A 20,626-nucleotide genomic window follows, 5' to 3' on the forward strand; every position below is an offset into this window, starting at 1 on the left:
CGATTCGCCGAGCGTGAGCACGGTGCCGTCCGGCAGATCGAACTGCGCGACGAGCACCGGCGCGCCCGACGTCGCCTGCACGCGCATCAGATGCGACGCGCCGAGCCACGCGAGTTGCCCGGAAATCGCCGCCGCGTCCGGATGGAATCCCGCCAGCGAACGCAGCGCGATGCCCGTCTCCGGCAGCGCGCCGCTCGGATGGCGCGGCGTGTCCCACTGGATCAGCGACGGCAGCACGCCCTCGCCGGCGCCTTGCCAAGCGGGGAACGCGCCGTCGTCGGGCACGGTCAGGCCCCACGTATTGCCGCCGCGCGACATCGCCGCAACCGGCGGGATGCGCTCGGGATACTGCTCGCGCCAGCGGACGAGCGACTTCGGCCGTTCCACGCGCGCGACCCAGTGCACGAGCTGCGGGCCGTGCTCTTCGAGACGGCGCTGCATTGCCGGATCGTCGAGCGCGAAAAGGCGCGGCGGGGGCGAGTTGACGGACGCTGCTTCCGGGTCGATCGCGATCACTTCCAGATACGCGCCGCCCCACAGGTTCAGGAGCCGGTTGTGCGTGCGCATCAGCGGATGCGCGCCGCCCGGCGCCGTCTCCACGCCGAATTTCCCGGCGACGAATTGCGCGCCTTCTTCCAGTGTTCGGGCGGCGATCACGAGGTGATCGAGTTTGAGTCGATGTTCGGTCATGACTGGCGCGGCGCAACGATTAAGGGGCCGATAGCATAACGCTTCCTGCCCGCGCGTCGAGCAGCCCGAAAGCAGAATGTAGCTGCTATCACCGTAACAGTAACGGTACAATCAGCCCAATACTATTCGGTACAGTTCCCCGCAGCGCTGGAATGCGCTCGCCGAACATCGGAGGTCCGCATGTCCGTACCGCTCGACCAGATTCCCGCCCCGCACGACGCCGCGCAACTCACGCTCGTCGATCAACTGGTGCAATGGGGCCGCCGCCGCATCGACGAGCGCGTGTTCCGTCCCGGCATGCGCATGCCCTCGATCCGCAAGCTCGCGCTCGACAAGGGCGTGTCGCGCTTCACGGTCGTCGAGGCGTACGAGCGGCTCGTCGCCCACGGCTATCTCGATTCGCGGCGCGGCTCCGGGTTCTACGTGCGCGAGCGCATCGGGCCCGCGCTGGTCGCAAAGGGCGAGGCGCCCGCCGTGGCCGCGGAGCGCGAGCCGGTGCAGAACGCCATCGACGTGGTCTGGCTGCTGCGCAACATGCTGCATACGTCCAGTCCGGAAAAAGGTCCGGGTCTCGGCTATCTGCCGGGCCGCTGGCTCGACGGCGAGCTCATCACGAACGCGCTGCGCTCGCTGTCGCGTCAGAGCGGCGCCCAGATGCTCGGCTTCGGCACGCCGCAAGGCTTTCTCCCGTTGCGCCAGCAGTTGCAGACGCGGCTGGAGGAGCTGGAGATCGGCGCATCGGCGGCGCGGCAGATCGTGCTCGTGTCGGGTATCACCCAGGCGATCGACCTGATCGCGCGCCTCTACGTGAAGCCGGGCGACGCGGTGATCGTCGGCGATCCCGCGTGGTTCCAGATGTTCGGCCGTTTCGCGTCGCAGGGCGCGCGGCTCGTCGGCATGCCGTACACGCCGGACGGCCCCGATCTGGACGCGCTGGAGACGCTCGTCGCGACCTGGCGTCCGAAGATGCTGATCATCAACTCCGTTTTGCAGAACCCGACCGGCACGTCGCTCACCGCCGCGCAGGCGTATCGCATCCTGCAGCTCGCGCAGGAGTACGACTTCATCGTCGTCGAGGACGATGTCTACGGCGATCTCTGCCCGGCGGGCTTCCCCGCGACGCGGCTCGCATCGCTCGATCAGCTGAAGCGCGTGATCTTCCTCGGCAGCTTTTCGAAGACGCTCGCGGCAAATCTGCGCGTGGGCTATATCGCGGCGTCCGCCGACGTAGCGAAGGCGCTCGCCGACGAGAAGATGCTCGCCAGCATGACGAGCCCGGAGCTCAACGAGCGCGTCGTCTACAAGGTCCTGACCGAAGGTCATTACCGCCGGCACGTCGAGCGGCTGCGCGCGCGCCTCGACGGCGTGCGCGAGAAGACCGCCCGCATGCTCGAGAAGACCGGCCTCAGGCTGTTCGCGACGCCGTCGGCGGGCATGTTCCTGTGGGCCGATGCGGGCGTCGATTCCGACGGTCTCGCGGCGGCCGGACACGAAGCGGGTTTTCTGCTGACGCCCGGCAGCCTGTTCTCGCCGCATCAGTCGCCGACGACCTGGATGCGCTTCAACGTCGCCAATTGCGGCGATCCGGCCCTGCCCGAACTGCTGTCGAACTGCCTGGAAAGAGCTTCGCGGCGCAGCGCCTAGCGTGCGCGTCCGGGCAGGTTGCGCCGCTCGGACGGCGCGCGAGTGAAGTCCGCGAGCACGGTCTCGAAGAGCGCGAGCGCCCCCGGCATGTGCCGGTAGCGATGCTCGCAGAGGCGGTTTTGCCCGTCGCAGAACCGGAGCGCGAAATAGTCCGCCAGCAGGTTGCCCTGCGCTTCCATGTTGTAGTCCGAGAGGCGCTTGTCCTCGGCGAGCGTGTAGGCATACGGCAGGCCGACGCGGATTGCACCGCGCAGCCTGACCGGGTAGCCGAGCTGGAATTGCCAGACGTGCGTCATCTCGTGAATGAACCACATGCGCCCGGCGAGGTCGCAGACGGAGAAGTCGTCCTGAAAACAGCCGCGCGGAAAATACAGGTTGCCGTTCGGCGCCATCGCCGTGCGCGACGGCTGCAGGCCGAACGGGAGATATCCGCAGGCGTAGACCGAGACCTTCGAATAGTCGATCGCGTCCCCGAACACGAGCCGGGCCATCGCGGTTTCGCCACGCGTGAGGGGCCGGGCATGACGGTCGCGTCTGGACAGGAAGGGCATCGTCGATCCGGAGCTGGTTTGTCGTTCGGGAGACGCATGTTAGCCGAGCGCGGCCGCCGGCTCTTGAAAAACGCCTGGCGGCCCTTATATCCGGCGAATCGGCCGCACGGGCGATGCGCGCGGCGGACTGAATCGCACCAACGAAATCAACACAAGAGGACCCGACCATGGCGCAAGAAACCATGAGCTTTCAGGCAGAAGTGAAGCAGCTTCTGCACCTGATGATCCATTCGCTCTACAGCAACAAGGAAATTTTTCTTCGCGAGCTGATTTCCAATGCATCGGATGCCGCCGACAAGCTGCGCTTCGAGGCCATCGAGAACAGCGCACTTTACGAGAACGATCCGGATCTGCGCATCCGCGTGTCGTTCGACAAGGCGGCGCGCACCGTCACCATCGACGACAACGGCATCGGCATGAGCCGCGACGAGACCATTTCGCATCTCGGCACCATCGCGCGTTCGGGCACCAAGGAATTCTTCTCGAAGCTCTCCGGTGACCAGCAGAAGGACGCCGCGCTCATCGGGCAGTTCGGCGTCGGGTTCTATTCGGGCTTCATCGTCGCGGACAAGATCACCGTCGAAACGCGCCGCGCCGGCTTGCCGGCGAGCCAGGGCGTGCGCTGGACGAGCGCGGGCGAGGGCGATTTCGAAGTCGAGGACATCGAGCGCGCGCAACGCGGCACGACCATCACGCTGCATCTGCGTCCGGACGAGGACGAACTGCTCTCCACGTACAAGCTCAAGTCGATCATCCAGAAGTATTCGGATCACGTCGCGCTGCCCATCCTGATGAAGAAGGAAGAGTGGGACGCCGAGAAGAGCGAAATGGTCACGAAGGACGAGGACGAGACCGTCAACCAGGCGAGCGCGCTGTGGACGCGTCCGAAGAGCGACATCAGCGACGAGCAGTACAAGCAGTTCTATCAGCACATTTCGCACGATCACGACGATCCGCTCGCGTGGACGCACAATCGCGTCGAGGGCCGCAGCGAGTACACGCAACTGCTGTACGTGCCGAAGCATGCGCCGTTCGACCTGTGGAACCGCGAGCATCGCGGCGGCCTCAAGCTGTATGTGAAGCGCGTGTTCATCATGGACGACGCCGAGCAGTTGCTGCCCGCGTATCTGCGCTTCGTGAAGGGCGTGGTCGATTCCGCCGATCTGCCGCTCAACGTGTCGCGCGAAATCCTGCAGGAAAGCCGCGACGTGAAGGCGATCCGCGAAGGCGTGACCAAGCGCGTGCTGTCGATGCTCGAGGATATCGCGACGTCCTCGGCCGAAGCCACGGATGACGCCGACAAGCAGAAGTACGCAACCTTCTGGAATGAGTTCGGCCAGGTGCTGAAGGAAGGCATCGGCGAGGACTTCAGCAATCGCGAACGCATCGCGAAGCTCGTGCGTTTCGCATCGACGCGCAACGACAGCGACGAGCAGAACGTGTCGCTCGCGGATTACGTCGCGCGCATGAAGCCCGAGCAGACGAAGATCTACTACGTCACCGCCGACAGCTGGCAGGCCGCGAAGAACAGCCCGCATCTGGAAGTGTTCCGCAAGAAGGGCGTCGAGGTGCTGCTGCTGACGGATCGCGTCGACGAGTGGATGCTGTCGTTCCTGAACGAGTTCGATGGCAAGCCGCTGCAGAGCGTGGCGCGCGGCGACCTCGATCTCGGCGCGCTCAATGACGAGGAAAAGCAGCAGCAGGAGAAGGTCGGCGAAGAGATGAAGCCGCTTGTCGAGAAGATGAAGGAAGCGCTCGAAGGCAAGGCGAAGGACGTGCGCCTGACCTTCCGATTGACGGATTCGCCGAGCTGTCTCGTCGCCGATGAGGGCGACATGAGCGGCTATCTGCAACGCATGCTGAAGGCGGCGGGCCAGAAGGCGCCGGAGATGCAGCCGATTCTGGAAGTCAATCCGGAGCATCCGCTGGTGAAGGCGCTGAATGCCGACAATGCCAATTTCGCGGACTGGTGCCATCTGCTCTTCGATCAGGCCATGCTGGCCGAGGGCGGGGCACTGGACGATCCGGCGAGCTTCGTCAAGCGGACGAACGCGCTGTTGCTGGCGCGCTAAGCTTCCGCTCGAGGTTTTCTGACGCACGCGCTGCCGGGGTTCACCCGGCAGCGCGTTTTTATTTGACCTTCCGCTCCTTGTTGGCCTGCGCAAGGACCGATGCGGCGAGCGTCTTGGTTTCCTTCGAGTACTTAGGACTGTGCAGCACTTCGCTCGCCTTGTGCTCCATTTCGGCGCTGGTCTGCTTGCTGGTATGTGACTGCGATAGCGCGGAGGCCGCGAGACTCTTGGCGATTCCGGACGCTTTGGGATCGTGCAGCGTTTCCGCCGCCAGATGCGCAACCTTTTTTGATGTCTGTTTCTTGTTTTCCGACATTCGATAGCCTCTCAGTGATTTGCCAGTGTTCTCGCCTGGCACGCGCGCGGCCGAGAGCAACAAGCATGGCCGACACGACAGTCTGTGCCGATCAAGACGCCGGTTCCATACGAATGATCCTAACCGCCGACATCAAAGTGCCCTGAGCGCACGACACAACGAGTCGACGACCGGCGACCAGTCGCCTGCTGTGTGCTGCCTGAAGAGGCGCGCGGTCGGATACCAGGGATTGTCGGAGCGCCCGGTCATCCAGCGCCAGTCGGCTTGCGCCGGCAACATGACCCATACCGGCTTGCCGAGCGCGCCCGCGAGATGGCACACGGATGTATCGACCGTGACGACCAGATCCAGCGATTCGATCGCGGCCGCGGTCGCGTCGAAGCTGTCCAGTTGCGCGTCGAGGCGGTTGATCGGCCAACGGCCGGCGCAATTGTCCAGTTGCGCCATGGCCGCGCCTTTCTGGAGCGAGAACCACGCGATGCCGGGAATGTCCGCAAGCGGGAGAAGGGCGTCGAGGGGAATCGATCTGAAGCGGTCGAGGTGATGAGCGGGATTGCCGGCCCACACGAGGCCGACCCTACGACGATCTCCCGCTGCCTCGCCGAGCCGGTCGCGCCATTCTCCGGCGAGGCTCGCATCGGCCGATAGATAAGGCGCGGTTGCGGGAATCGCGTCATCCTTCAGGCGATGAGGCACGCTCATCACGGGGCAGTAGTAATCGTATCCGTTCCGCGGTGTCTCGGTGATCGCGCGGTCGATGCCATCGGCGCGTGCGAGAAGCGGCGCGAGCGCTTCGCTTGCCCATACGTCGACGGTCGCGCCCATCGCGCGCAGCACGCTTGCATATCGAATGAACTGAAACTGGTCGCCCGCGCCTTGTTCGCGGGTCAGGACAATTCGCTTGCCGGAGAGCGGCTCGCCCTGCCATTCCGGTATGTCGAGCGAAGGATAGCCGCCAGCTTCGCCGCCCGACTTGCGAAATTCGTACATCGCCCAGCCAGCGCGGTAGTTGCCGCGCCGCAGTTCCGACATGCCCAGGAGCTTGTTCGCATCGGCGACGTCCGGCTTGAGTCGTATGGCGCGGCGCAGATGTTCGTCCGCTTCGTCGTAACGGCCGAGGCAGGTCAGCATGAAACCGAGGTTGTTGTGCACGGCGTAGCTATTCGGCGCGAGTTCGAGCGCGCGTCGATAGAAGGGCAGCGCATCTTCGAACCGCAGTTGCGATCCGATCGTGACGGCGAGCCCGAACACTGCGCGAAGATTGTCCGGCTCCCGCTTGACTGCCTCCCGGAAGATTGCTTCTGCGTCGGTGTGACGCTTGATCGCGTTCAGCATTTGACCCTGGCCGAGCAACGCGCGCATATCGTTCGGCGCGATACGTTGCGCCCGCTGAAACGCTGAAAGCGCCTCTTGCGGCTGGCCCAGTGCCTCCAGCAATTCGGCGCTCGCGATTGCGGCTTCGAGTAGCTGCGGATTCAGTTCAAGCGCGCGCGCAAAATGCGGCATCGCGTCTTCGCCTCGGCCTGCCTCGCGGATTGCGTTGCCGAGATTGCAATGCAGCCGCGGATTATCCGGCGCGCATCGAACCGCTTTGCGGAACCAGTGTGTTGCGCCTTCATAGTCGCGCAGCATGAGCGCGGCGATGGCGCGATCGTTCAGGCAGTCCGGGTTGTCCGGCGCGAGCGCGAGCGCGGCTTCGAAACGTTCGATGGCGCGCTTCGGGTTCTTCTGCTGAACGTGCAGGCGTCCTAGTGAATGGAGCAGCTGGGCGTCGGGTGGAAGCCCGCCAAGGGTGGCGAGGTAGGCGAGTTCGCTCGGATCGAACTCCTGGTGGGGCGCAGGCGCGGATTCGGCGGAGGGAATGAAGAGCGTTTCTGCAGTCACGACGGCGAAGGAGGAAGTGTGCGTGGCTGCGGAGGCATCAGGACGGATGGTCGGATACGCGGAGCCACTTTTTAGGGGTTCGTTCAGAATAGGAAGAGGAGTCTGATCGGTCCATGCGACCTTTCCTATTTGGGCATGCGGCATCGACACGCCTTTATAATCGGCGCCATGCCGACGCCCAACGATCCGACCGACGCCCACTGGCGCGTCATCCCGCTTCCATCGCTTCCCGACGCTCAAAAAGACTGGCTCACGCGAGGCGGCTCGCTGACCGCGCACTTGCGCACGCTCGGCGCGGTGACGGTCGATGTCACGCGCGAGGCCGTCGACGTCTCCTGGCAAGACGAGGCGCGCGCGCTCGGTGTCACGCCGCGCGCGCCCGTGTGGGTGCGCGAAGTCGCGCTGAAAGTGGATGGCGTGCCGTTCGTCGTCGCGCACAGCATCGTCGCGCTCGAGTACAGCACGGGCGTCTGGCAGTCGATGCGGCGTCTGCGCACGCGTCCGCTGGCGGAGCTGCTTTATAGCGACAGCAGCGTATCGCGTTCGGCGCTCGCGAGCCGCAGGCTCACGGCGCGGCATCCGCTTTATCGGCTCGCGGCGGAACAGGCGAAGGACACTGGGCATGCGCTCGTCGCGCGCCGCTCGGTGTTCGAGCGGCACGGCGCGCCGCTCATGGTCACGGAATGCATGCTCGATGCGTTGTGGGACAAGCTTGCCGCGATGCACGGTCCGCGTCGGCGCGAACATGCGCGCTCATACGCGCACTTGAGCTCGCACGCGAAGCGCGTCGCGCGCGGCGAAGCCAAATGAAGCTCGCCGGACTCGCGCCGGTTGGCAACGAGGCGGCGCACACGCTCATCCTCGGCAGCTTTCCGGGCGTCGCATCGCTCGCGGCGACGCAGTACTATGCGCATCCGCGCAATCAGTTCTGGCGGCTGGTCGGCGCGGCCGTCGGCGAACCCTTGCACGAGCTCGCCTACGACGATCGCCTCGCGCGGCTGGTCGCCCACGGCATCGGCCTGTGGGACGTGCTCGCCGCATGCGAGCGCAAGGGCAGCCTCGACAGCGCGATCCGCAACGCTTCGCCCAACGATTTCGCCGCGTTCCGCTCGCGCTTTCCGAGGCTGCGCAGGGTGTGCTTCAACGGCAAGACGTCCGGTCGATTCGCGCCGGTCATCGGCGCCGCGGGCTACGCGACGCTCTTGCTGCCGTCCTCGAGCGCGGCGAATGCTATTCTCTCGTTCGATCAAAAATTGCGCTTCTGGCGCGACATCCTCACACATGACGACTCTGATCAAGCGCGCGTCCGCTGAAGCACGCGCGTTCGGCCGCAAGAAAGAAAGCAGCCGGCAAAAACGCAGCGCGCGCGAACGCGATGACGACGAACTCGCGAACGCCCCGCGCATCGACGCGCCCCGCAAGCCGCGCTTCGCCCCCGTGACGTTCTCCGAGGAGGGCGGCGTGCGCTACCTCCACTTCGGCACCGAATGGGTGCAAGGCGCGATGCGGCTGAAGAAGCCCGATCACATCGAACTCGAATACGCGCAGCAGATGATGGCGTGGCTGCTGTTCATCGAAACGCCCGCCCGGATCGTGCAACTCGGCCTGGGCGCGGCGGCGCTCACCAAGTTCTGCCATCGCTTCCTGAAGCGCGCGAACGTGGAAGCGGTCGAGCTGAATCCGGCGGTCGTGATCGCCGCGCGCGCGATGTTCGAACTGCCCTACGACGACGCGCGCCTCACCGTCACCGAGCGCGACGCCTGGGAGTTCGTCAACGATCGCGCGAACCACGGCACGATCGGCGCGCTGCAGATCGATCTCTACGATGCGACCGCGCGCGGCCCCGTGCTCGACAGCGTGTCGTTCTATCGCGCCTGCCGCGCGTGTCTCGCGCCGGAGGCGGGCGTCGTCACGATCAACCTGTTCGGCGATCATCCGAGTTTCGTGCGCAACATGCGCCATCTGAACGAAGCGTTCGGGCAGCGCGTGATCGCGCTGCCGGAAGTGCACGATGGCAATCGCGTCGCGCTGGCGTTCGCCGGTCCCGCGCTCGACGTGCCGTTCGCGGCGCTGCAAGCGCGTGCGAAGCTGATCGAGGCGCAACTCGGCTTGCCCGCGCGCAAATGGGTGAAGGGTCTTGCCGAGAGCGCGGGCGCGGCGACGAGCGGCACGTTCTCCATCTAGTCGCCGGCACGCGCAAAGCCAGGGCCAAAGCGGGGTTTTGGCCTATTTACAAAATCCTTTCAAATCAGGGGGAATAGTCGGGATTCCCCCTGCTTGACCGGGTTTTGGCGGTCCATATACTCCTCCTGTTATTTCGGGGTGCTTTCAGCGGCATGTCTACCCGACGACCGGCATACCGCCGGGCTCGCAATAACAAGGCGAATACTCAAAACAAAGAGGAGACCGTTCATGGCTCACGAAGCTGCGACGGGCACCGGACAACCGCGCAACAAGCACTGGCTTTGGCTTTTGATCCTCCCTTGGATCGGTGTGGTATGGGTGCCGTTTTACAACAAGATCGAGCCCGTTCTGTGGGGCTTTCCGTACTTCTACTGGTATCAGCTTCTCTGGGTGCTGATCAGCGCGGTCATCACCGCCATCGTCTATAAGAAGACCAAGGCGCTGCCGTCGGGCCGCAAGAACGGCCAGGGAGGTGCGCGATGATGAATGCCACCGCAACCTTCGTCTTCGTTCTCTTCTTCGTCGGCGTCACGATTCTCGGCTTCATCGCCGCGCACTGGCGCAAGGGCGATCTCGCGCAGCTCGACGAGTGGGGCCTCGGCGGACGCCGCTTCGGCACCATCGTCACGTGGTTCCTGCTGGGCGGCGACCTTTACACGGCCTACACGTTCGTCGCCGTTCCGGCACTCGTGTTCGGCGCGGGTGCGACGGGCTTCTTCGCGCTGCCGTACACGATCCTCATCTATCCGTTCGCGTTCGTCGTGTTTCCGAAGCTCTGGAGCATCGCGAAGCGGCACGGCTATGTGACCGCCGCCGACTTCGTGCATGCGCGCTACAACAGCCGCATGCTCGCGCTCGCCGTCGCACTGACGGGTATCGTCGCGACGATGCCGTACATCGCGCTGCAACTCGTTGGCATCGAAGTGGTGATCGGCGCGCTCGGCTTCTCGACGCAAGGGTTCGTGGGCGACCTGCCGCTCATCATCGCGTTCGCGATTCTCGCCGCGTACACGTACACCTCGGGCCTGCGCGCGCCGGCGATGATCGCCGTCGTGAAGGACGTGCTGATCTACATCACGATCATCGCCGCGATCATCGTGATCCCGGCGCAGCTTGGCGGCTTCGGGCACATCTTCGGCACCGTGCCGCCCGAGAAGCTGTTGTTGAAGGCGCCGGATGCCGCGAGCCTGAACGGCTACAGCGCGTATGCGACGCTGGCGGTGGGCTCGGCGCTCGCGCTCTTCCTCTATCCGCACTCGGTGACGGCGATTCTCTCGTCGAACTCGGGCAACACGATCCGCCGCAACATGTCGCTGCTGCCGGCGTACTCGCTGGTGCTCGGCCTGCTCGCGCTGCTCGGCTACATGGCGCTCGCCTCGGGCGTGAAGGACATGCCGGAGTACGCGGCGTACTTCAAGGCCTACGGCGCGAACTTCGCCGTGCCGGCGCTCTTCCTGCACTACTTCCCGTCGTGGTTCGTGGGCGTGGCGTTCGCGGCCATCGGCATCGGCGCACTGGTGCCGGCGGCGATCATGTCGATCGCGGCGGCGAATCTCTACACGCGCAACGTGCATCGCGAGTTCATCAACACGTCGATGACGCCGGAGCAGGAAACCAACGTCGCCAAGCTGGTTTCGCTGATCGTGAAGGTCGGCGCGGTGGTGTTCATTCTCGCGCTGCCGTTGACCTACGCGATCCAGCTGCAACTGCTCGGCGGCATCTGGATCATCCAGACGCTGCCCGCGCTCGTGCTCGGCCTCTATACGCGCGTGCTCGATCACCGCGGCCTGTTGATCGGCTGGGTGGTGGGTATCGGCGTCGGTACGTGGATGGCCGTTTCGCTGCAACTGAAGGGCTCGATCTACCCGCTGCATCTGTTCGGCTACACGGTGCCGGGCTACGCGGCCGTGTGGGCGCTGATCGCGAACCTGGTCGTTTCGATCGCCGTGAGCATGCTCGTGCGCGTGCTGGGCCTGAAGCGCTCGGACGACCGCACGCGTCCGGAAGACTATCTGGACATCGTGGAAGGCTGATTCGACGCCATGCGGCAACGCGCCGGGCTTCCGCTCGACGCGTCTTGCGAAAAGCTGGTAAAACGCCCGTAACAGCCGCTGGCCGTTGCGGGCGTTTCGTTCATGCGGCGCGCGTTTCGGCCGGGCGGGCGAGTGTGTTCATCGACGCGAGCGAACCATGCTTTCTCCGACATCGACGTCACTGAGGCGCGGCCGTCTCGCGCGCCTCCTGCACTGGATCGCGTCGCCGTACTTTCGCTACCGGCACGCGAACCTGATCCACGCGGTGCGTGTCGCGCTCGCGATGGCGACGTCGTTCATCGTCACCTCGGGCATCAACGTGCCGCACGGCGTGTGGGCGTCGGTGTCGCTGCTCGTCGTGATCGGCGGGCTCCAGCACTACGGCAACATCCGCAAGAAAGCCACCGAGCGCGCGCTGGGCACGATGCTCGGCGCGGCGTTCGGGCTCTTTCTCATCCTCGTGCAGACGCTCTTCGGCTCGCTGCTCCTGTTTTTCGTGCTGATGTGCGTGATCGCGGGCGGCTGCGCGTATTACGCGATCGGCAAGGCGGGCTATGTCGCGCTGCTCACGGCGATCACCATGGTCATCGTCTCCGGTCACGGCGATCTGCCGCTCAGCACTGGACTGTGGCGCACGGCCAACGTGCTGATCGGTATCGTGATCGCGCTGGCGTTCTCGTTCGTGCTGCCGCAATACGCCACGTATTCATGGCGCTACCGGCTCGCGGACAATCTGCGCGAATGCGCGCGGCTCTACGGCGCCTTGCTCGACGGCACACCGCTCATCGCCGAGGAAACCGCGCGGCGCTTCTACGCGATGAGCCAGCGGCTCGTGCAGTCGCGCGCGCTGATGGAATCGGTCTCGAAGGAAACCGACGTGCCGATCGCGCGGCTGGAGGAAATTCAGCGGCTGCACCGCTCGATTCTCGCGGCGCTCGAAATGCTGATCACCTCGATGCCGGATGTCACGGGCGCATCGGAGAGCCGCTTCGCGATCGCCTGTTCGCCGCGCGAGTACGCGGTGCGCCAGCAGCTTCTGCAGATGGCGCGCGCGCTGCGCTTCGGGCGCGTTGGCTTGCTGTATCGCGCGGTGGACGTGTCGGCGCACGCGGCGCAGCCGTGCGGCGACGATCGCGGCGACCCGACGACGCAGGGCATGCACTGGCTCGCGATGCGCTTCGTCGAGCAGGTGGATCGCTTGCGCCTGCGTCTTTCGGAGATCGAGCGGCAGTGGAATATCGAAGGCGCGCGGCCGCTCAGTGGTTGATGGGTTCGACGCGTTGAAGTTCAGGGTGCCTTCGCTTCACTCTCGCCCGCCACGTTGATCATCCACGGCACGCCGAAAGGGTCCGTCAGCATGCCGAAGCCTCTCGTCCAGAACGTGGATTGCCACGGCGTGAGCACCTTGCCGCCTTCGGCCAGTCTGTTAAAGACGCGCTCGCCGGATTGCGCGTCGTCCGCGACGATCGACAGCGCGAATCCCGTGCCGGCCCTGTGTGGCTGCCCGTCGCGGCCGTCGGACGCCATGATCTCGTTCGGGCCGACGCGGAACACCGCGTGCATGACCTTGTCCTGCCATTCCGGCGGCACGTTGCCGCCGTCCGGCGCGTCACGGAAGCGGATCAGTGCGATGACCTGCGCACCGAATGCGGCCTGATAGAGATCGAGGGCCGCGGCGCAATCGCCGTTGAAGAAGAGATAGGTATCCAGTTGCATGATCGAACGACTCCGTGCTTGAGCGGCGGACATGCCGCCCGGAGCACGAGAGTCTATTGCAAGGGGATGTCCCTTCGACTCGGAAAAGGTCAAATGATGTCAATGCGCGGCGAAACGGAAAGGACCGCAAATCGAACCAATGCGCCGGCTCGATTGCGGTCCTTCTCGCGCTGCCTTCAGACCATCGGGCGCGGATCGATCTCCCGCGTCCTCAGGCCGGGAATGGTCACTGAAGCGCCGTGATCAGTTTTTCCAGCTTGATCGCATCGGCGGCGAACGCGCGGATACCTTCCGCGAGCTTCTCGGTCGCCATGGCGTCGTCGTTGACGAGGAAACGGAACGTCGGCTCGTCGATGGCGATCTTCTCCACGTTCTCGCTCTTCACCGTTTCCGGCGAGAGCTTGCGCTCGACCTTCTCGTCGCTGTCGGCGAGCTTCTTCAGCAGATCCGGACTGATGGTTAGCAGGTCGCAGCCGGCAAGCTCGGTGATCTGGCTCATCGTGCGGAAGCTCGCGCCCATGACCTCGGTCTTGTAGCCGAACTTCTTGTAGTACGTGTAGATGCGCCGCACCGACTGCACGCCGGGATCGTTCGCGCCGCCGTTCTTCACTTCGTCCCACTCGGCGCCGGCGGCCTTCTTGTACCAGTCGTAGATGCGGCCGACGAACGGCGAAATAAGCTGCGCGCCCGCTTCCGCGCACGCGATGGCCTGCGCCAGCGAGAACAGCAGCGTCATGTTGCAGTGGATGCCTTCCTTTTGCAGCACTTCGGCCGCGCGGATGCCTTCCCAGGTCGAGGCGAGCTTGATCAGCACGCGGTCGCGGCCGATGCCGGCGTTCTCGTACAGCTTGATGATGTCGTGCGCTTTCGCGATCGACGCCTTCGTGTCGAACGAGAGCCGCGCGTCGACTTCGGTGGACACGCGCCCCGGAATGATCTTGAGGATCTCGGTGCCGAACGCGACCAGCAGATTGTCGATGATCTGCGGCATCGGCTGCTTCGCGTGCTCCTTGACGGTCTTTTCGAGCAGCGGCTTGTAGTCGTCCTTCTGGACGGCTTTCAGGATCAGCGACGGATTGGTCGTCGCGTCCCGCGGCTTGAACTGGATGAATTGCTGGAAGTCGCCCGTGTCGGCGACGACGATCGTGTATTGCTTGAGCTGGTCGAGAGCGGATGTCATGTCGAGTCTTAGGCGCCTGCGCCTTTTGTCAAATTGCGGTAACCCGCGGATTGCCCATGAATGCGACGCCGTGCGGCGACTTCGCTCGCGTGGCGCGCCCCTGATGTCATTCCCTCATTCTAGTCCCGCGCGCGGCAAACGCGCTGATACCGTGCGCGGGGTGCCGGATTTCGACCCGGTGTCCGCGTTCGCGTTCCATCCGCCCCTGGACGGGTGGCGCGAAATCCGCCGAGGAATGCGCGGATCGCGCCGCACGACGCGGCGTGAGGCCGCCTCAGGTCCGCCGCGCGTTGAGCACGAAATGCGTGGCCACGCCCGCGATCAGCCCCCAGAACGCCGGACCGATCGACAGCAGCGTGAGCCCCGAGGCGGTCACCATGAACGTGACGAGCGCGGGCTCCCGCTGGCGTGCGTCCAGCATCGCGTTGGTGAGTCCGCTCATGATCGAGCCGAACAGCGCGAGCGCCGCGACCGAGACGACCAGCGCCTTCGGAAACGCCGCGAACAGCGCGGCAATGGTCGCACCGAACGTGCCCGCGATCAGATAGAAGACGCCGCACCAGACGGCGGCCGTGTAGCGCTTGTCGCGGTCCTCGTGCGCTTCCCGGCCGGTGCAGATCGCGGCGGTGATGGCGGCGAGGTTCACGCCGTGCGAGCCGAACGGCGCGAGCAGCAGCGACGCGATGCCGGTCGTGGAGATGAGCGGGGCGGACGGCGTCGTGTAGCCGTCCGCGCGCAGAACCGCGATGCCCGGCACGTTCTGCGAGGCCATCGCGACGACGAACAGCGGTATGCCGATGCTGATCGCCGCCGAGAGCGAGAACGCGGGCATCGTGAAGACGGGATGCGCGAGCGCGACATGAAAGCGCGAGAAGTCGAGCAAGCCGAGCGCGCCCGCCATCGCGACGCCCGCGACGAGCGTCGCCGGAATTGCGTAGCGCGGCGCGAGGCGCTTGCCGGCGAGGTACGTGAAGAACATCACGATGACGAGCGCCGTCTGATACTGCGCGGCGCGAAAGATCTCGATGCCGATCTCGAACAGGATGCCCGCGAGCAGCGCGGCCGCGATGCCGGCGGGAATGCGCTTCATCAGCGTGTCGAACCAGCCGGTCAGGCCGACGGCCGTCAGCAGCAGGGCGCAGACGACGAACGCGCCGATGGCGTCGGCATACGCGACGTTCGGCAGCGACGAAACCAGCAGCGCCGCGCCCGGCGTCGACCACGCGACGACGATCGGCGCCCGGTAGCGCAGCGACAGGCCGATCGTGCAGACCGCCATGCCGATGGACAGCGCCCAGATCCACGACGAGATCTGCGCGTCCGACAGATGCGCGGCCTGGCCCGCCTGGAACATCAGCACGAGCGAACTGGTGTAGCCGGTCATCATCGCGACGAAACCGGCGACGATGGTGGAGACGGAAGAGTCAAAGAGGGGACGCAGCGCGATGGGCGCCGGAGGAGATGCTTTCATGCCTGTTCGTGTCGTTACTTCGATAACGCCCGCATCGCGGCTTCGAGACCCGCCATCGTGAGCGCGTACATGCGATTGCCGAGAATCTGGCGGATCGCGGAGATCGACTGCCGATATTCCCATAGCCGTTCGGGCTCGGGATTGAGCCACGCGTGATGCGGAAACTGGTCCGCGAGACGGCGCAGCCACACGGCGCCCGCCTCGGCATTGTTGTACTCGACGGAGCCGCCCGGCTGCAGCACCTCATAGGGACTCATGGTGGCGTCGCCGACGAAGATCAGCTTGTAGTCCGGCGTGAACTTGTGCAGCACATCGAAGGTCGGCGTGCGCTCGGCGTGACGGCGGCGATTGTTCTTCCACAGGTAATCGTAAACACAGTTGTGGAAGTAGTAGAACTCCAGGTGCTTGAATTCGGCCTTGGCCGCGGAGAAAAGCTCCTCCACGCGCTTGATGTGATCGTCCATCGAGCCGCCGACATCGAGCAGCATCAGCACCTTCACGTTGTTGTGGCGCTCCGGGACCATCTTCAAATCGAGCCAGCCCGCGTTGGCGGCGGTGCTGCGGATCGTGTCCGGCAGATCCAGCTCTTCGGCGGCGCCTTCGCGCGCAAATCGCCGCAGACGCCGCAGCGCCACCTTGATGTTGCGCGTGCCGATTTCCACCTGATCGTCGTAATCGCGATACGCACGCTCGTCCCACACCTTCACCGCCGTGCGATTCCCCGACGATTCCCCGCCGATGCGGATGCCTTCCGGGTTGTACCCGCCATGCCCGAACGGCGACGTGCCGCCCGTGCCGATCCACTTGTTGCCGCCTTCGTGACGCTCCTTCTGCTCGTCCATCAACTGCTTGAGGCGCTCCATCAGCTTGTCGAGGCCGCCGAGCGCCTCGATGCGCTTTTTCTCCTCGGCGGTGAATTCGCGATCGAGGCGCTTCCTGAGCCAGTCGAGCGGAATCTCGAACGCTTCGTCGGGAAGCTGCGTCACGCCGTGGAAATACGCGCCGAACGCGCGATCGAACTTGTCGAAGTACTTCTCGTCCTTCACGAGCGTCATGCGGGCGAGGAAGTAGAACTCGTCGAGCGACGGCGCGATCACCTGCGCCTTCAACGCTTCGAGCAGGGTCAGGTATTCCTTCACCGAAACCGGCAGCTTCGCGTCGCGCAGCGAGTAGAAGAAGTCGATCAGCATGGCGCGCTCTCCATCGTGACGAACATCAGCGGTCGAGCCTGTGCTTCAGATGCGTGCGCACGGCCGGCCACTCCGACTCGATGATCGAGAACACGACGGTGTCGCGATACGCGCCGTCGCGGCCGATCTGGTGATTGCGCAGGATGCCGTCCTGCTTCGCGCCGAGCCGCGCGATGGCCGCACGCGACTGATGGTTCATGAAATGCGTGCGGAATTCCACCGCGATGGCATCTAGCTTCTCGAAGGCATGACCGAGCAACAGCAGCTTCGCCTCGGTGTTGAGCGCGGTGCGCTGCACGCGTTTCGCGTACCACGTATGGCCGATTTCCAGGCGCCGGTGCGCCGCCTCGACGTTGAAGTAACGCGTCGAGCCGACGACGTCGCCGGTCTTCGGATCGATCACGGCGAACGGATGCGCGCCGAGCCGCTCGCGCATGTCGATGGCCGTCTCGATATAGGCGCGCGTAGTTCCAGGCGCGGGCACGCTCGTATACCAGAGCTTCCACAGTTCGCCGTCGGCGGCGGCGGCGGCGAGCGCGGCCTCGTGATCGAGGGTGAGCGGGACGAGCTTGACGTGTTCGCCTTCGAGCGTGACGGGTTCGATCCAGCGGCTCATGCGTTCGGTTCCTTGGTTGGTCTCTCGGGGGTGTTCGATCGCGCTTTTAGCGGTGATTGCGGTTCATGAAGAGCAGCCGCTCGAAGAGGGCGACGTCCTGCTCGTTCTTCAGCAACGCGCCATGCAGGGGTGGCACGATCTGCTTCTGGTCCTCCGAGCGCAGCGCTTCCGGCGGAATGTCCTCGGCAAGCAGGAGCTTGAGCCAGTCGAGCAGTTCGGACGTGGACGGCTTCTTTTTCAGGCCCGACACGCCGCGCAACTCGAAGAAGCTCTGCATCGCGCTGGCGAGCAGATCCTGCTTGATGCCGGGAAAATGCACCTCGACGATGGCCTTCATCGTCTCCGCATCGGGGAATTTGATGTAGTGGAAGAAGCAGCGGCGCAGGAACGCGTCCGGCAGCTCCTTCTCGTTGTTCGACGTGATGATGACGAGCGGCCGATGCCTCGCCTTCACGAGCTCGCGCGTCTCGTAGACGTAGAACTCCATGCGGTCGAGCTCGCGCAGCAGGTCGTTCGGGAATTCGATGTCGGCCTTGTCGATCTCGTCGATGAGCAGCACGGACTGCCTGTCCGACTCGAACGCCTGCCACAGGACGCCCTTGACGATGTAATTGCGGATGTCCTTCACGCGTTCGTCACCGAGCTGCGAATCGCGCAGGCGCGATACGGCGTCGTATTCGTAGAGGCCTTGCTGGGCCTTGGTCGTCGACTTGATGTGCCACTGCAGGAGCGGCATGTCGAGTGCGCCCGCCACTTCCTCCGCGAGCATGGTCTTGCCGGTGCCCGGCTCGCCCTTGATGAGCAGCGGCCGTTGCAGTGTCATTGCGGCGTTCACCGCGAGCTTGAGATCGTCGGTTGCGACGTACTGCGATGAGCCTTCGAAACGCATGACGAAGATCCGGTCGGGAAAAAAATCCCAGTATAAGTCAGAAGCCCTTTCGGCATTGGGGCGCGCCGGGTATCGTTTGAGCCGCTCGATCGGCGGGATGTGACGCTGCGCCCGGCGCCGCTCGACGCCAGTGCGCACGCGGGCTCATCGCTTGTACAGGGACGAATTGTCGCAGATCAAACTGCTGCTTTTCAGCCGATTCCCCTTGCCAGCAAGGCTTCCGCGCAGTTCGCGTGTGGACGGGGGGTAGGTCGCGCGGTACAATTAGCGCGATTTTTTTGGCCTGCGTGGCGACAGACCCTGTAGCAGCAAACAGTCCCGAGAAGGTTGTGATGCGCTCGGCGCGGGCCCAAGGCCAGAAGAGCGCCGGATTTCCCCTCATGCTAGGTTAGAAGCTATGAACAATTTCGTCGGCAAATGTGCCGTGATTGCAGCGCTGTCGGGTCTCGCCGGCTTCGCGACCCAGGCGTCGGCCGACGTCGTCGGCAACGCGAAGGCCGCAGAGGGCAAGGTCGCGATGTGCATCGGCTGCCACGGCATCCCCGGCTACCGCACCGCGTACCCCGAGGTCTACGAGGTGCCGATGCTGGGCGGACAGAACGCGCAGTACATCGCCAATGCGCTGCACGCCTACAAGAAGGGCGACCGTCATTTCGACACGATGCGCGCCATCGCGACGACGCTTTCGGATCAGGACATCGCCGATATCGCCGCGTATTACGCCGCGCAGACGCCCCAATCGAAGAACAATCCCGACAAGTGATCCGCGCGTGCAGCGGACCGGCGCCGTCGATACGGCGATCCGAGCACGCGGGCGCTATTTGCATGGGTCCAGAGCGAGCGCCGAAGCGCCGACTCGGACGACACAGGAGAATTCATGAAGCCCTCTCAGGCACTCCGTAACAGCTTCAAGGCAGCATGCGCGGCAGCGGCGCTCATCGGCATGACGGCGTTCGGCACCGCGCACGCGGCCGACGCCAGCAACGGCAAGGTGCTGTCAGAAAGCCACAACTGCGCGGCCTGCCACGGCCCCGGCCTCAACAAGCCGGTGAGCGGCGAGTATCCGAAGCTCGCGGGTCAGCACGCGAGCTATATCTACTGGGCGTTGCGTCAGTACCAGATCGGCGGCGGCAACGCGAACTTCGGCCGCAACAACGCCATCATGGCGGCGCAGGTGCAGAACCTGTCGCAGAGCGATCTGAAGGACATCGCGGCTTACATCGAGTCGCTCGACGGCAGCCTCGTGCTGAAGAAGTAAGCCCGCTTCACGCCACGCCTGAAAAACGAAAACACCCCGCTTCTGCGGGGTGTCAGACTGCTGACAAAGCCCTGGCTCTGCCCAGGGCTTTGTTCTTTAATAGAGGTCATGCTTAAGAAGCCGACACCCGCCCAACAAGAGCTCGAGATGGTGACGCTCGAGATGCTTGTGCCGAAGGACCATCTGCTGCGCAAGATCGACGCGGCGGTGGATTTCGAATTCATCCGCGAGAAGGTTGCGCATCTTTACTGCGCGGACAACGGCCGACCGGCGCTCGATCCGGTGGTGCTGTTCAAGCTGCTGTTCATCGGCTACCTGTTCGGGGTGCGCAGTGAGCGCCAATTGATGCGCGAGGTTCAGGTTAATGTGGCGTATCGGTGGTTTGCCGGCTTTCGCCTGAGCGATAAGGTGCCGGACGCCTCGACGTTCTCGCAGAATCGCAGACGACGCTTCGTCGACACGACGGTGTATCAGGAGATCTTCGACGAGATCGTGCGCCAGGCAATCGGGCACGGCATGGTCGATGGCCGAGTGCTGTACAGCGACAGCACGCATCTGAAGGCCAACGCCAACAAGAACAAGTTCGATGAGCTGCAGGTGGCACAAACGCCTTCGGCGTATCTGGCCGGGCTGGATGCGGCAATCGATGCGGACCGTGCCGCGCAAGGCAAGAAGCCTTTGAAGCGCGATGACGACGATCAGGCGCCGCCGAGCAAACAGATCAAGGTCAGTCGCACCGATCCCGAGAGCGGCTACATGGTGCGCGACGACAAGCCCAAGGGCTTCTTCTATCTGGACCATCGCACCGTCGATGCCAAGCACGCGATCATCACCGATACCCACGTGACGCCGGCTTCGGTGCATGACAGTCAGCCGTATCTGGCGCGATTAGACCGTCAACGCAAACGCTTCGGGTTCCAGGTGCAGGCAGT

Annotated in this window: 20 protein-coding genes and 1 pseudogene; 11 read left to right on the plus strand and 10 right to left on the minus strand. The window is 64.5% G+C overall.

The window, feature by feature from the left end; all coding sequences use genetic code 11:
• Positions 1-24: 24 nt before the first annotated feature.
• Positions 25-690: pseudogene (locus tag AWB83_RS11025) on the minus strand (VOC family protein); the annotation flags it as partial.
• Between the two features lie 180 nt (positions 691-870).
• Between AWB83_RS11025 and AWB83_RS11030 the strand changes: the two are divergent.
• Entirely contained in the window at positions 871-2,334 is a 1,464-nt protein-coding gene (locus AWB83_RS11030; protein WP_087045137.1) for an aminotransferase-like domain-containing protein, read from the plus strand.
• On the opposite strand, the gene AWB83_RS11035 is transcribed toward AWB83_RS11030, so the two are convergent.
• Positions 2,331-2,885: a Rhs element Vgr protein gene (locus AWB83_RS11035; RefSeq protein ID WP_087045139.1), complete on the minus strand. Its 555-nt coding sequence runs from the start codon at positions 2,883-2,885 to the stop codon at positions 2,331-2,333. The genes AWB83_RS11030 and AWB83_RS11035 overlap by 4 nt on opposite strands.
• Positions 2,886-3,052: 167 nt before the next feature.
• On the opposite strand from AWB83_RS11035, the gene htpG reads away from it, so the two are divergent.
• Positions 3,053-4,957: a molecular chaperone HtpG gene (gene htpG, locus AWB83_RS11040; protein ID WP_087045141.1), complete on the plus strand. Its 1,905-nt coding sequence runs from the start codon at positions 3,053-3,055 to the stop codon at positions 4,955-4,957.
• 58 nt (positions 4,958-5,015) lie between these two features.
• On the opposite strand, the gene AWB83_RS11045 is transcribed toward htpG, so the two are convergent.
• Both AWB83_RS11045 and AWB83_RS11050 read right to left on the minus strand, forming a co-directional pair.
• Positions 5,016-5,273, minus strand: coding sequence for a hypothetical protein (locus AWB83_RS11045; RefSeq protein ID WP_087045144.1), 258 nt, complete (start codon positions 5,271-5,273; stop codon positions 5,016-5,018).
• 132 nt (positions 5,274-5,405) lie between these two features.
• Positions 5,406-7,157 (minus strand): tetratricopeptide repeat protein, encoded by a 1,752-nt coding sequence (locus tag AWB83_RS11050; protein ID WP_244197662.1) that lies wholly within the window; start codon positions 7,155-7,157, stop codon positions 5,406-5,408.
• A 168-nt stretch (positions 7,158-7,325) separates the two neighbouring features.
• Between AWB83_RS11050 and AWB83_RS11055 the strand changes: the two genes are divergently transcribed.
• The 6 genes from AWB83_RS11055 to AWB83_RS11080 all read left to right on the plus strand — a co-directional run bounded on the left by AWB83_RS11055 (position 7,326) and on the right by AWB83_RS11080 (position 12,641).
• Positions 7,326-7,967, plus strand: a complete 642-nt coding sequence (locus AWB83_RS11055) for a chorismate--pyruvate lyase family protein (protein ID WP_087045146.1) — start codon at positions 7,326-7,328, stop codon at positions 7,965-7,967.
• The gene (locus tag AWB83_RS11060) at positions 7,964-8,470 is read left to right on the plus strand and encodes a DNA-deoxyinosine glycosylase (protein WP_087045148.1); all 507 of its coding nucleotides are present in this window, start codon (positions 7,964-7,966) and stop codon (positions 8,468-8,470) included. Before AWB83_RS11055 ends, AWB83_RS11060 begins: the two co-directional genes overlap by 4 nt.
• Positions 8,439-9,341 (plus strand): class I SAM-dependent methyltransferase, encoded by a 903-nt coding sequence (locus AWB83_RS11065; protein WP_087045150.1) that lies wholly within the window; start codon positions 8,439-8,441, stop codon positions 9,339-9,341. Before AWB83_RS11060 ends, AWB83_RS11065 begins: the two co-directional genes overlap by 32 nt.
• Positions 9,342-9,569: 228 nt before the next feature.
• Positions 9,570-9,824, plus strand: coding sequence for a DUF3311 domain-containing protein (locus AWB83_RS11070; RefSeq protein ID WP_087045151.1), 255 nt, complete (start codon positions 9,570-9,572; stop codon positions 9,822-9,824).
• Positions 9,824-11,374, plus strand: a complete 1,551-nt coding sequence (mctP, locus tag AWB83_RS11075) for a monocarboxylate uptake permease MctP (RefSeq protein ID WP_087045219.1) — start codon at positions 9,824-9,826, stop codon at positions 11,372-11,374. The genes AWB83_RS11070 and mctP overlap by 1 nt, the downstream gene beginning before the upstream one ends.
• Positions 11,375-11,531: 157 nt before the next feature.
• A complete protein-coding gene (locus AWB83_RS11080; protein WP_087045154.1) occupies positions 11,532-12,641 on the plus strand; it encodes an FUSC family protein in 1,110 nt (369 codons plus the stop codon).
• 20 nt (positions 12,642-12,661) lie between these two features.
• Here the strand turns inward: AWB83_RS11080 and AWB83_RS11085 are convergent, their stop codons facing one another.
• The 6 genes from AWB83_RS11085 to AWB83_RS11110 form a co-directional block, all read right to left on the minus strand.
• The gene (locus tag AWB83_RS11085; RefSeq protein ID WP_087045156.1) at positions 12,662-13,090 is read right to left on the minus strand and encodes a VOC family protein; all 429 of its coding nucleotides are present in this window, start codon (positions 13,088-13,090) and stop codon (positions 12,662-12,664) included.
• A gap of 226 nt (positions 13,091-13,316) precedes the next feature.
• Positions 13,317-14,270, minus strand: a complete 954-nt coding sequence (gene tal, locus AWB83_RS11090; RefSeq protein WP_087045158.1) for a transaldolase — start codon at positions 14,268-14,270, stop codon at positions 13,317-13,319.
• A 274-nt stretch (positions 14,271-14,544) separates the two neighbouring features.
• Entirely contained in the window at positions 14,545-15,741 is a 1,197-nt protein-coding gene (locus AWB83_RS11095; RefSeq protein ID WP_087045160.1) for a benzoate/H(+) symporter BenE family transporter, read from the minus strand.
• 14 nt (positions 15,742-15,755) lie between these two features.
• Positions 15,756-16,931 carry a vWA domain-containing protein gene (locus tag AWB83_RS11100; protein ID WP_087045162.1) on the minus strand — a complete coding sequence of 392 codons (1,176 nt, stop codon included), beginning with the start codon at positions 16,929-16,931 and terminating at the stop codon, positions 15,756-15,758.
• Positions 16,932-16,956: 25 nt separating this feature from the next.
• Complete coding sequence (locus tag AWB83_RS11105; RefSeq protein ID WP_087045164.1) at positions 16,957-17,547, minus strand: GNAT family N-acetyltransferase; 591 nt, start codon at positions 17,545-17,547, stop codon at positions 16,957-16,959.
• A gap of 46 nt (positions 17,548-17,593) precedes the next feature.
• Positions 17,594-18,436: an AAA family ATPase gene (locus tag AWB83_RS11110; RefSeq protein WP_087045166.1), complete on the minus strand. Its 843-nt coding sequence runs from the start codon at positions 18,434-18,436 to the stop codon at positions 17,594-17,596.
• Between the two features lie 397 nt (positions 18,437-18,833).
• Here AWB83_RS11110 and AWB83_RS11115 point away from each other — a divergent pair, with 397 nt between their 5' ends.
• From AWB83_RS11115 to AWB83_RS11125, 3 genes are all read left to right on the plus strand, one after another.
• Positions 18,834-19,199: a c-type cytochrome gene (locus tag AWB83_RS11115; protein WP_061121774.1), complete on the plus strand. Its 366-nt coding sequence runs from the start codon at positions 18,834-18,836 to the stop codon at positions 19,197-19,199.
• Between the two features lie 114 nt (positions 19,200-19,313).
• On the plus strand, positions 19,314-19,694 hold the full coding sequence (locus AWB83_RS11120) for a c-type cytochrome (protein ID WP_087045168.1): 381 nt from the start codon (positions 19,314-19,316) through the stop codon (positions 19,692-19,694).
• A gap of 108 nt (positions 19,695-19,802) precedes the next feature.
• The coding region (locus AWB83_RS11125) for an IS1182 family transposase (protein WP_143750035.1) at positions 19,803-20,626 on the plus strand (824 nt) is incomplete at its 3' end.

Source organism: Caballeronia ptereochthonis, from assembly GCF_001545075.1.
Classification (GTDB): Bacteria; Pseudomonadota; Gammaproteobacteria; order Burkholderiales; family Burkholderiaceae; genus Caballeronia; species Caballeronia ptereochthonis.

Bases quoted from the DNA above. Each gene is read 5' to 3' on its own strand.
- AWB83_RS11030 (WP_087045137.1), top strand. From the start codon at position 871: ATGTCCGTACCGCTCGACCAGATTCCCGCCCCGCACGACGCCGCGCAA.
- AWB83_RS11035 (WP_087045139.1), bottom strand. From the start codon at position 2,885: ATGCCCTTCCTGTCCAGACGCGACCGTCATGCCCGGCCCCTCACGCGT.
- htpG (WP_087045141.1), top strand. From the start codon at position 3,053: ATGGCGCAAGAAACCATGAGCTTTCAGGCAGAAGTGAAGCAGCTTCTG.
- AWB83_RS11045 (WP_087045144.1), bottom strand. From the start codon at position 5,273: ATGTCGGAAAACAAGAAACAGACATCAAAAAAGGTTGCGCATCTGGCG.
- AWB83_RS11055 (WP_087045146.1), top strand. From the start codon at position 7,326: ATGCCGACGCCCAACGATCCGACCGACGCCCACTGGCGCGTCATCCCG.
- AWB83_RS11060 (WP_087045148.1), top strand. From the start codon at position 7,964: ATGAAGCTCGCCGGACTCGCGCCGGTTGGCAACGAGGCGGCGCACACG.
- AWB83_RS11065 (WP_087045150.1), top strand. From the start codon at position 8,439: ATGACGACTCTGATCAAGCGCGCGTCCGCTGAAGCACGCGCGTTCGGC.
- AWB83_RS11070 (WP_087045151.1), top strand. From the start codon at position 9,570: ATGGCTCACGAAGCTGCGACGGGCACCGGACAACCGCGCAACAAGCAC.
- mctP (WP_087045219.1), top strand. From the start codon at position 9,824: ATGAATGCCACCGCAACCTTCGTCTTCGTTCTCTTCTTCGTCGGCGTC.
- AWB83_RS11080 (WP_087045154.1), top strand. From the start codon at position 11,532: ATGCTTTCTCCGACATCGACGTCACTGAGGCGCGGCCGTCTCGCGCGC.
- AWB83_RS11085 (WP_087045156.1), bottom strand. From the start codon at position 13,090: ATGCAACTGGATACCTATCTCTTCTTCAACGGCGATTGCGCCGCGGCC.
- tal (WP_087045158.1), bottom strand. From the start codon at position 14,270: ATGACATCCGCTCTCGACCAGCTCAAGCAATACACGATCGTCGTCGCC.
- AWB83_RS11095 (WP_087045160.1), bottom strand. From the start codon at position 15,741: ATGAAAGCATCTCCTCCGGCGCCCATCGCGCTGCGTCCCCTCTTTGAC.
- AWB83_RS11100 (WP_087045162.1), bottom strand. From the start codon at position 16,931: ATGCTGATCGACTTCTTCTACTCGCTGCGCGACGCGAAGCTGCCGGTT.
- AWB83_RS11105 (WP_087045164.1), bottom strand. From the start codon at position 17,547: ATGAGCCGCTGGATCGAACCCGTCACGCTCGAAGGCGAACACGTCAAG.
- AWB83_RS11110 (WP_087045166.1), bottom strand. From the start codon at position 18,436: ATGCGTTTCGAAGGCTCATCGCAGTACGTCGCAACCGACGATCTCAAG.
- AWB83_RS11115 (WP_061121774.1), top strand. From the start codon at position 18,834: ATGAACAATTTCGTCGGCAAATGTGCCGTGATTGCAGCGCTGTCGGGT.
- AWB83_RS11120 (WP_087045168.1), top strand. From the start codon at position 19,314: ATGAAGCCCTCTCAGGCACTCCGTAACAGCTTCAAGGCAGCATGCGCG.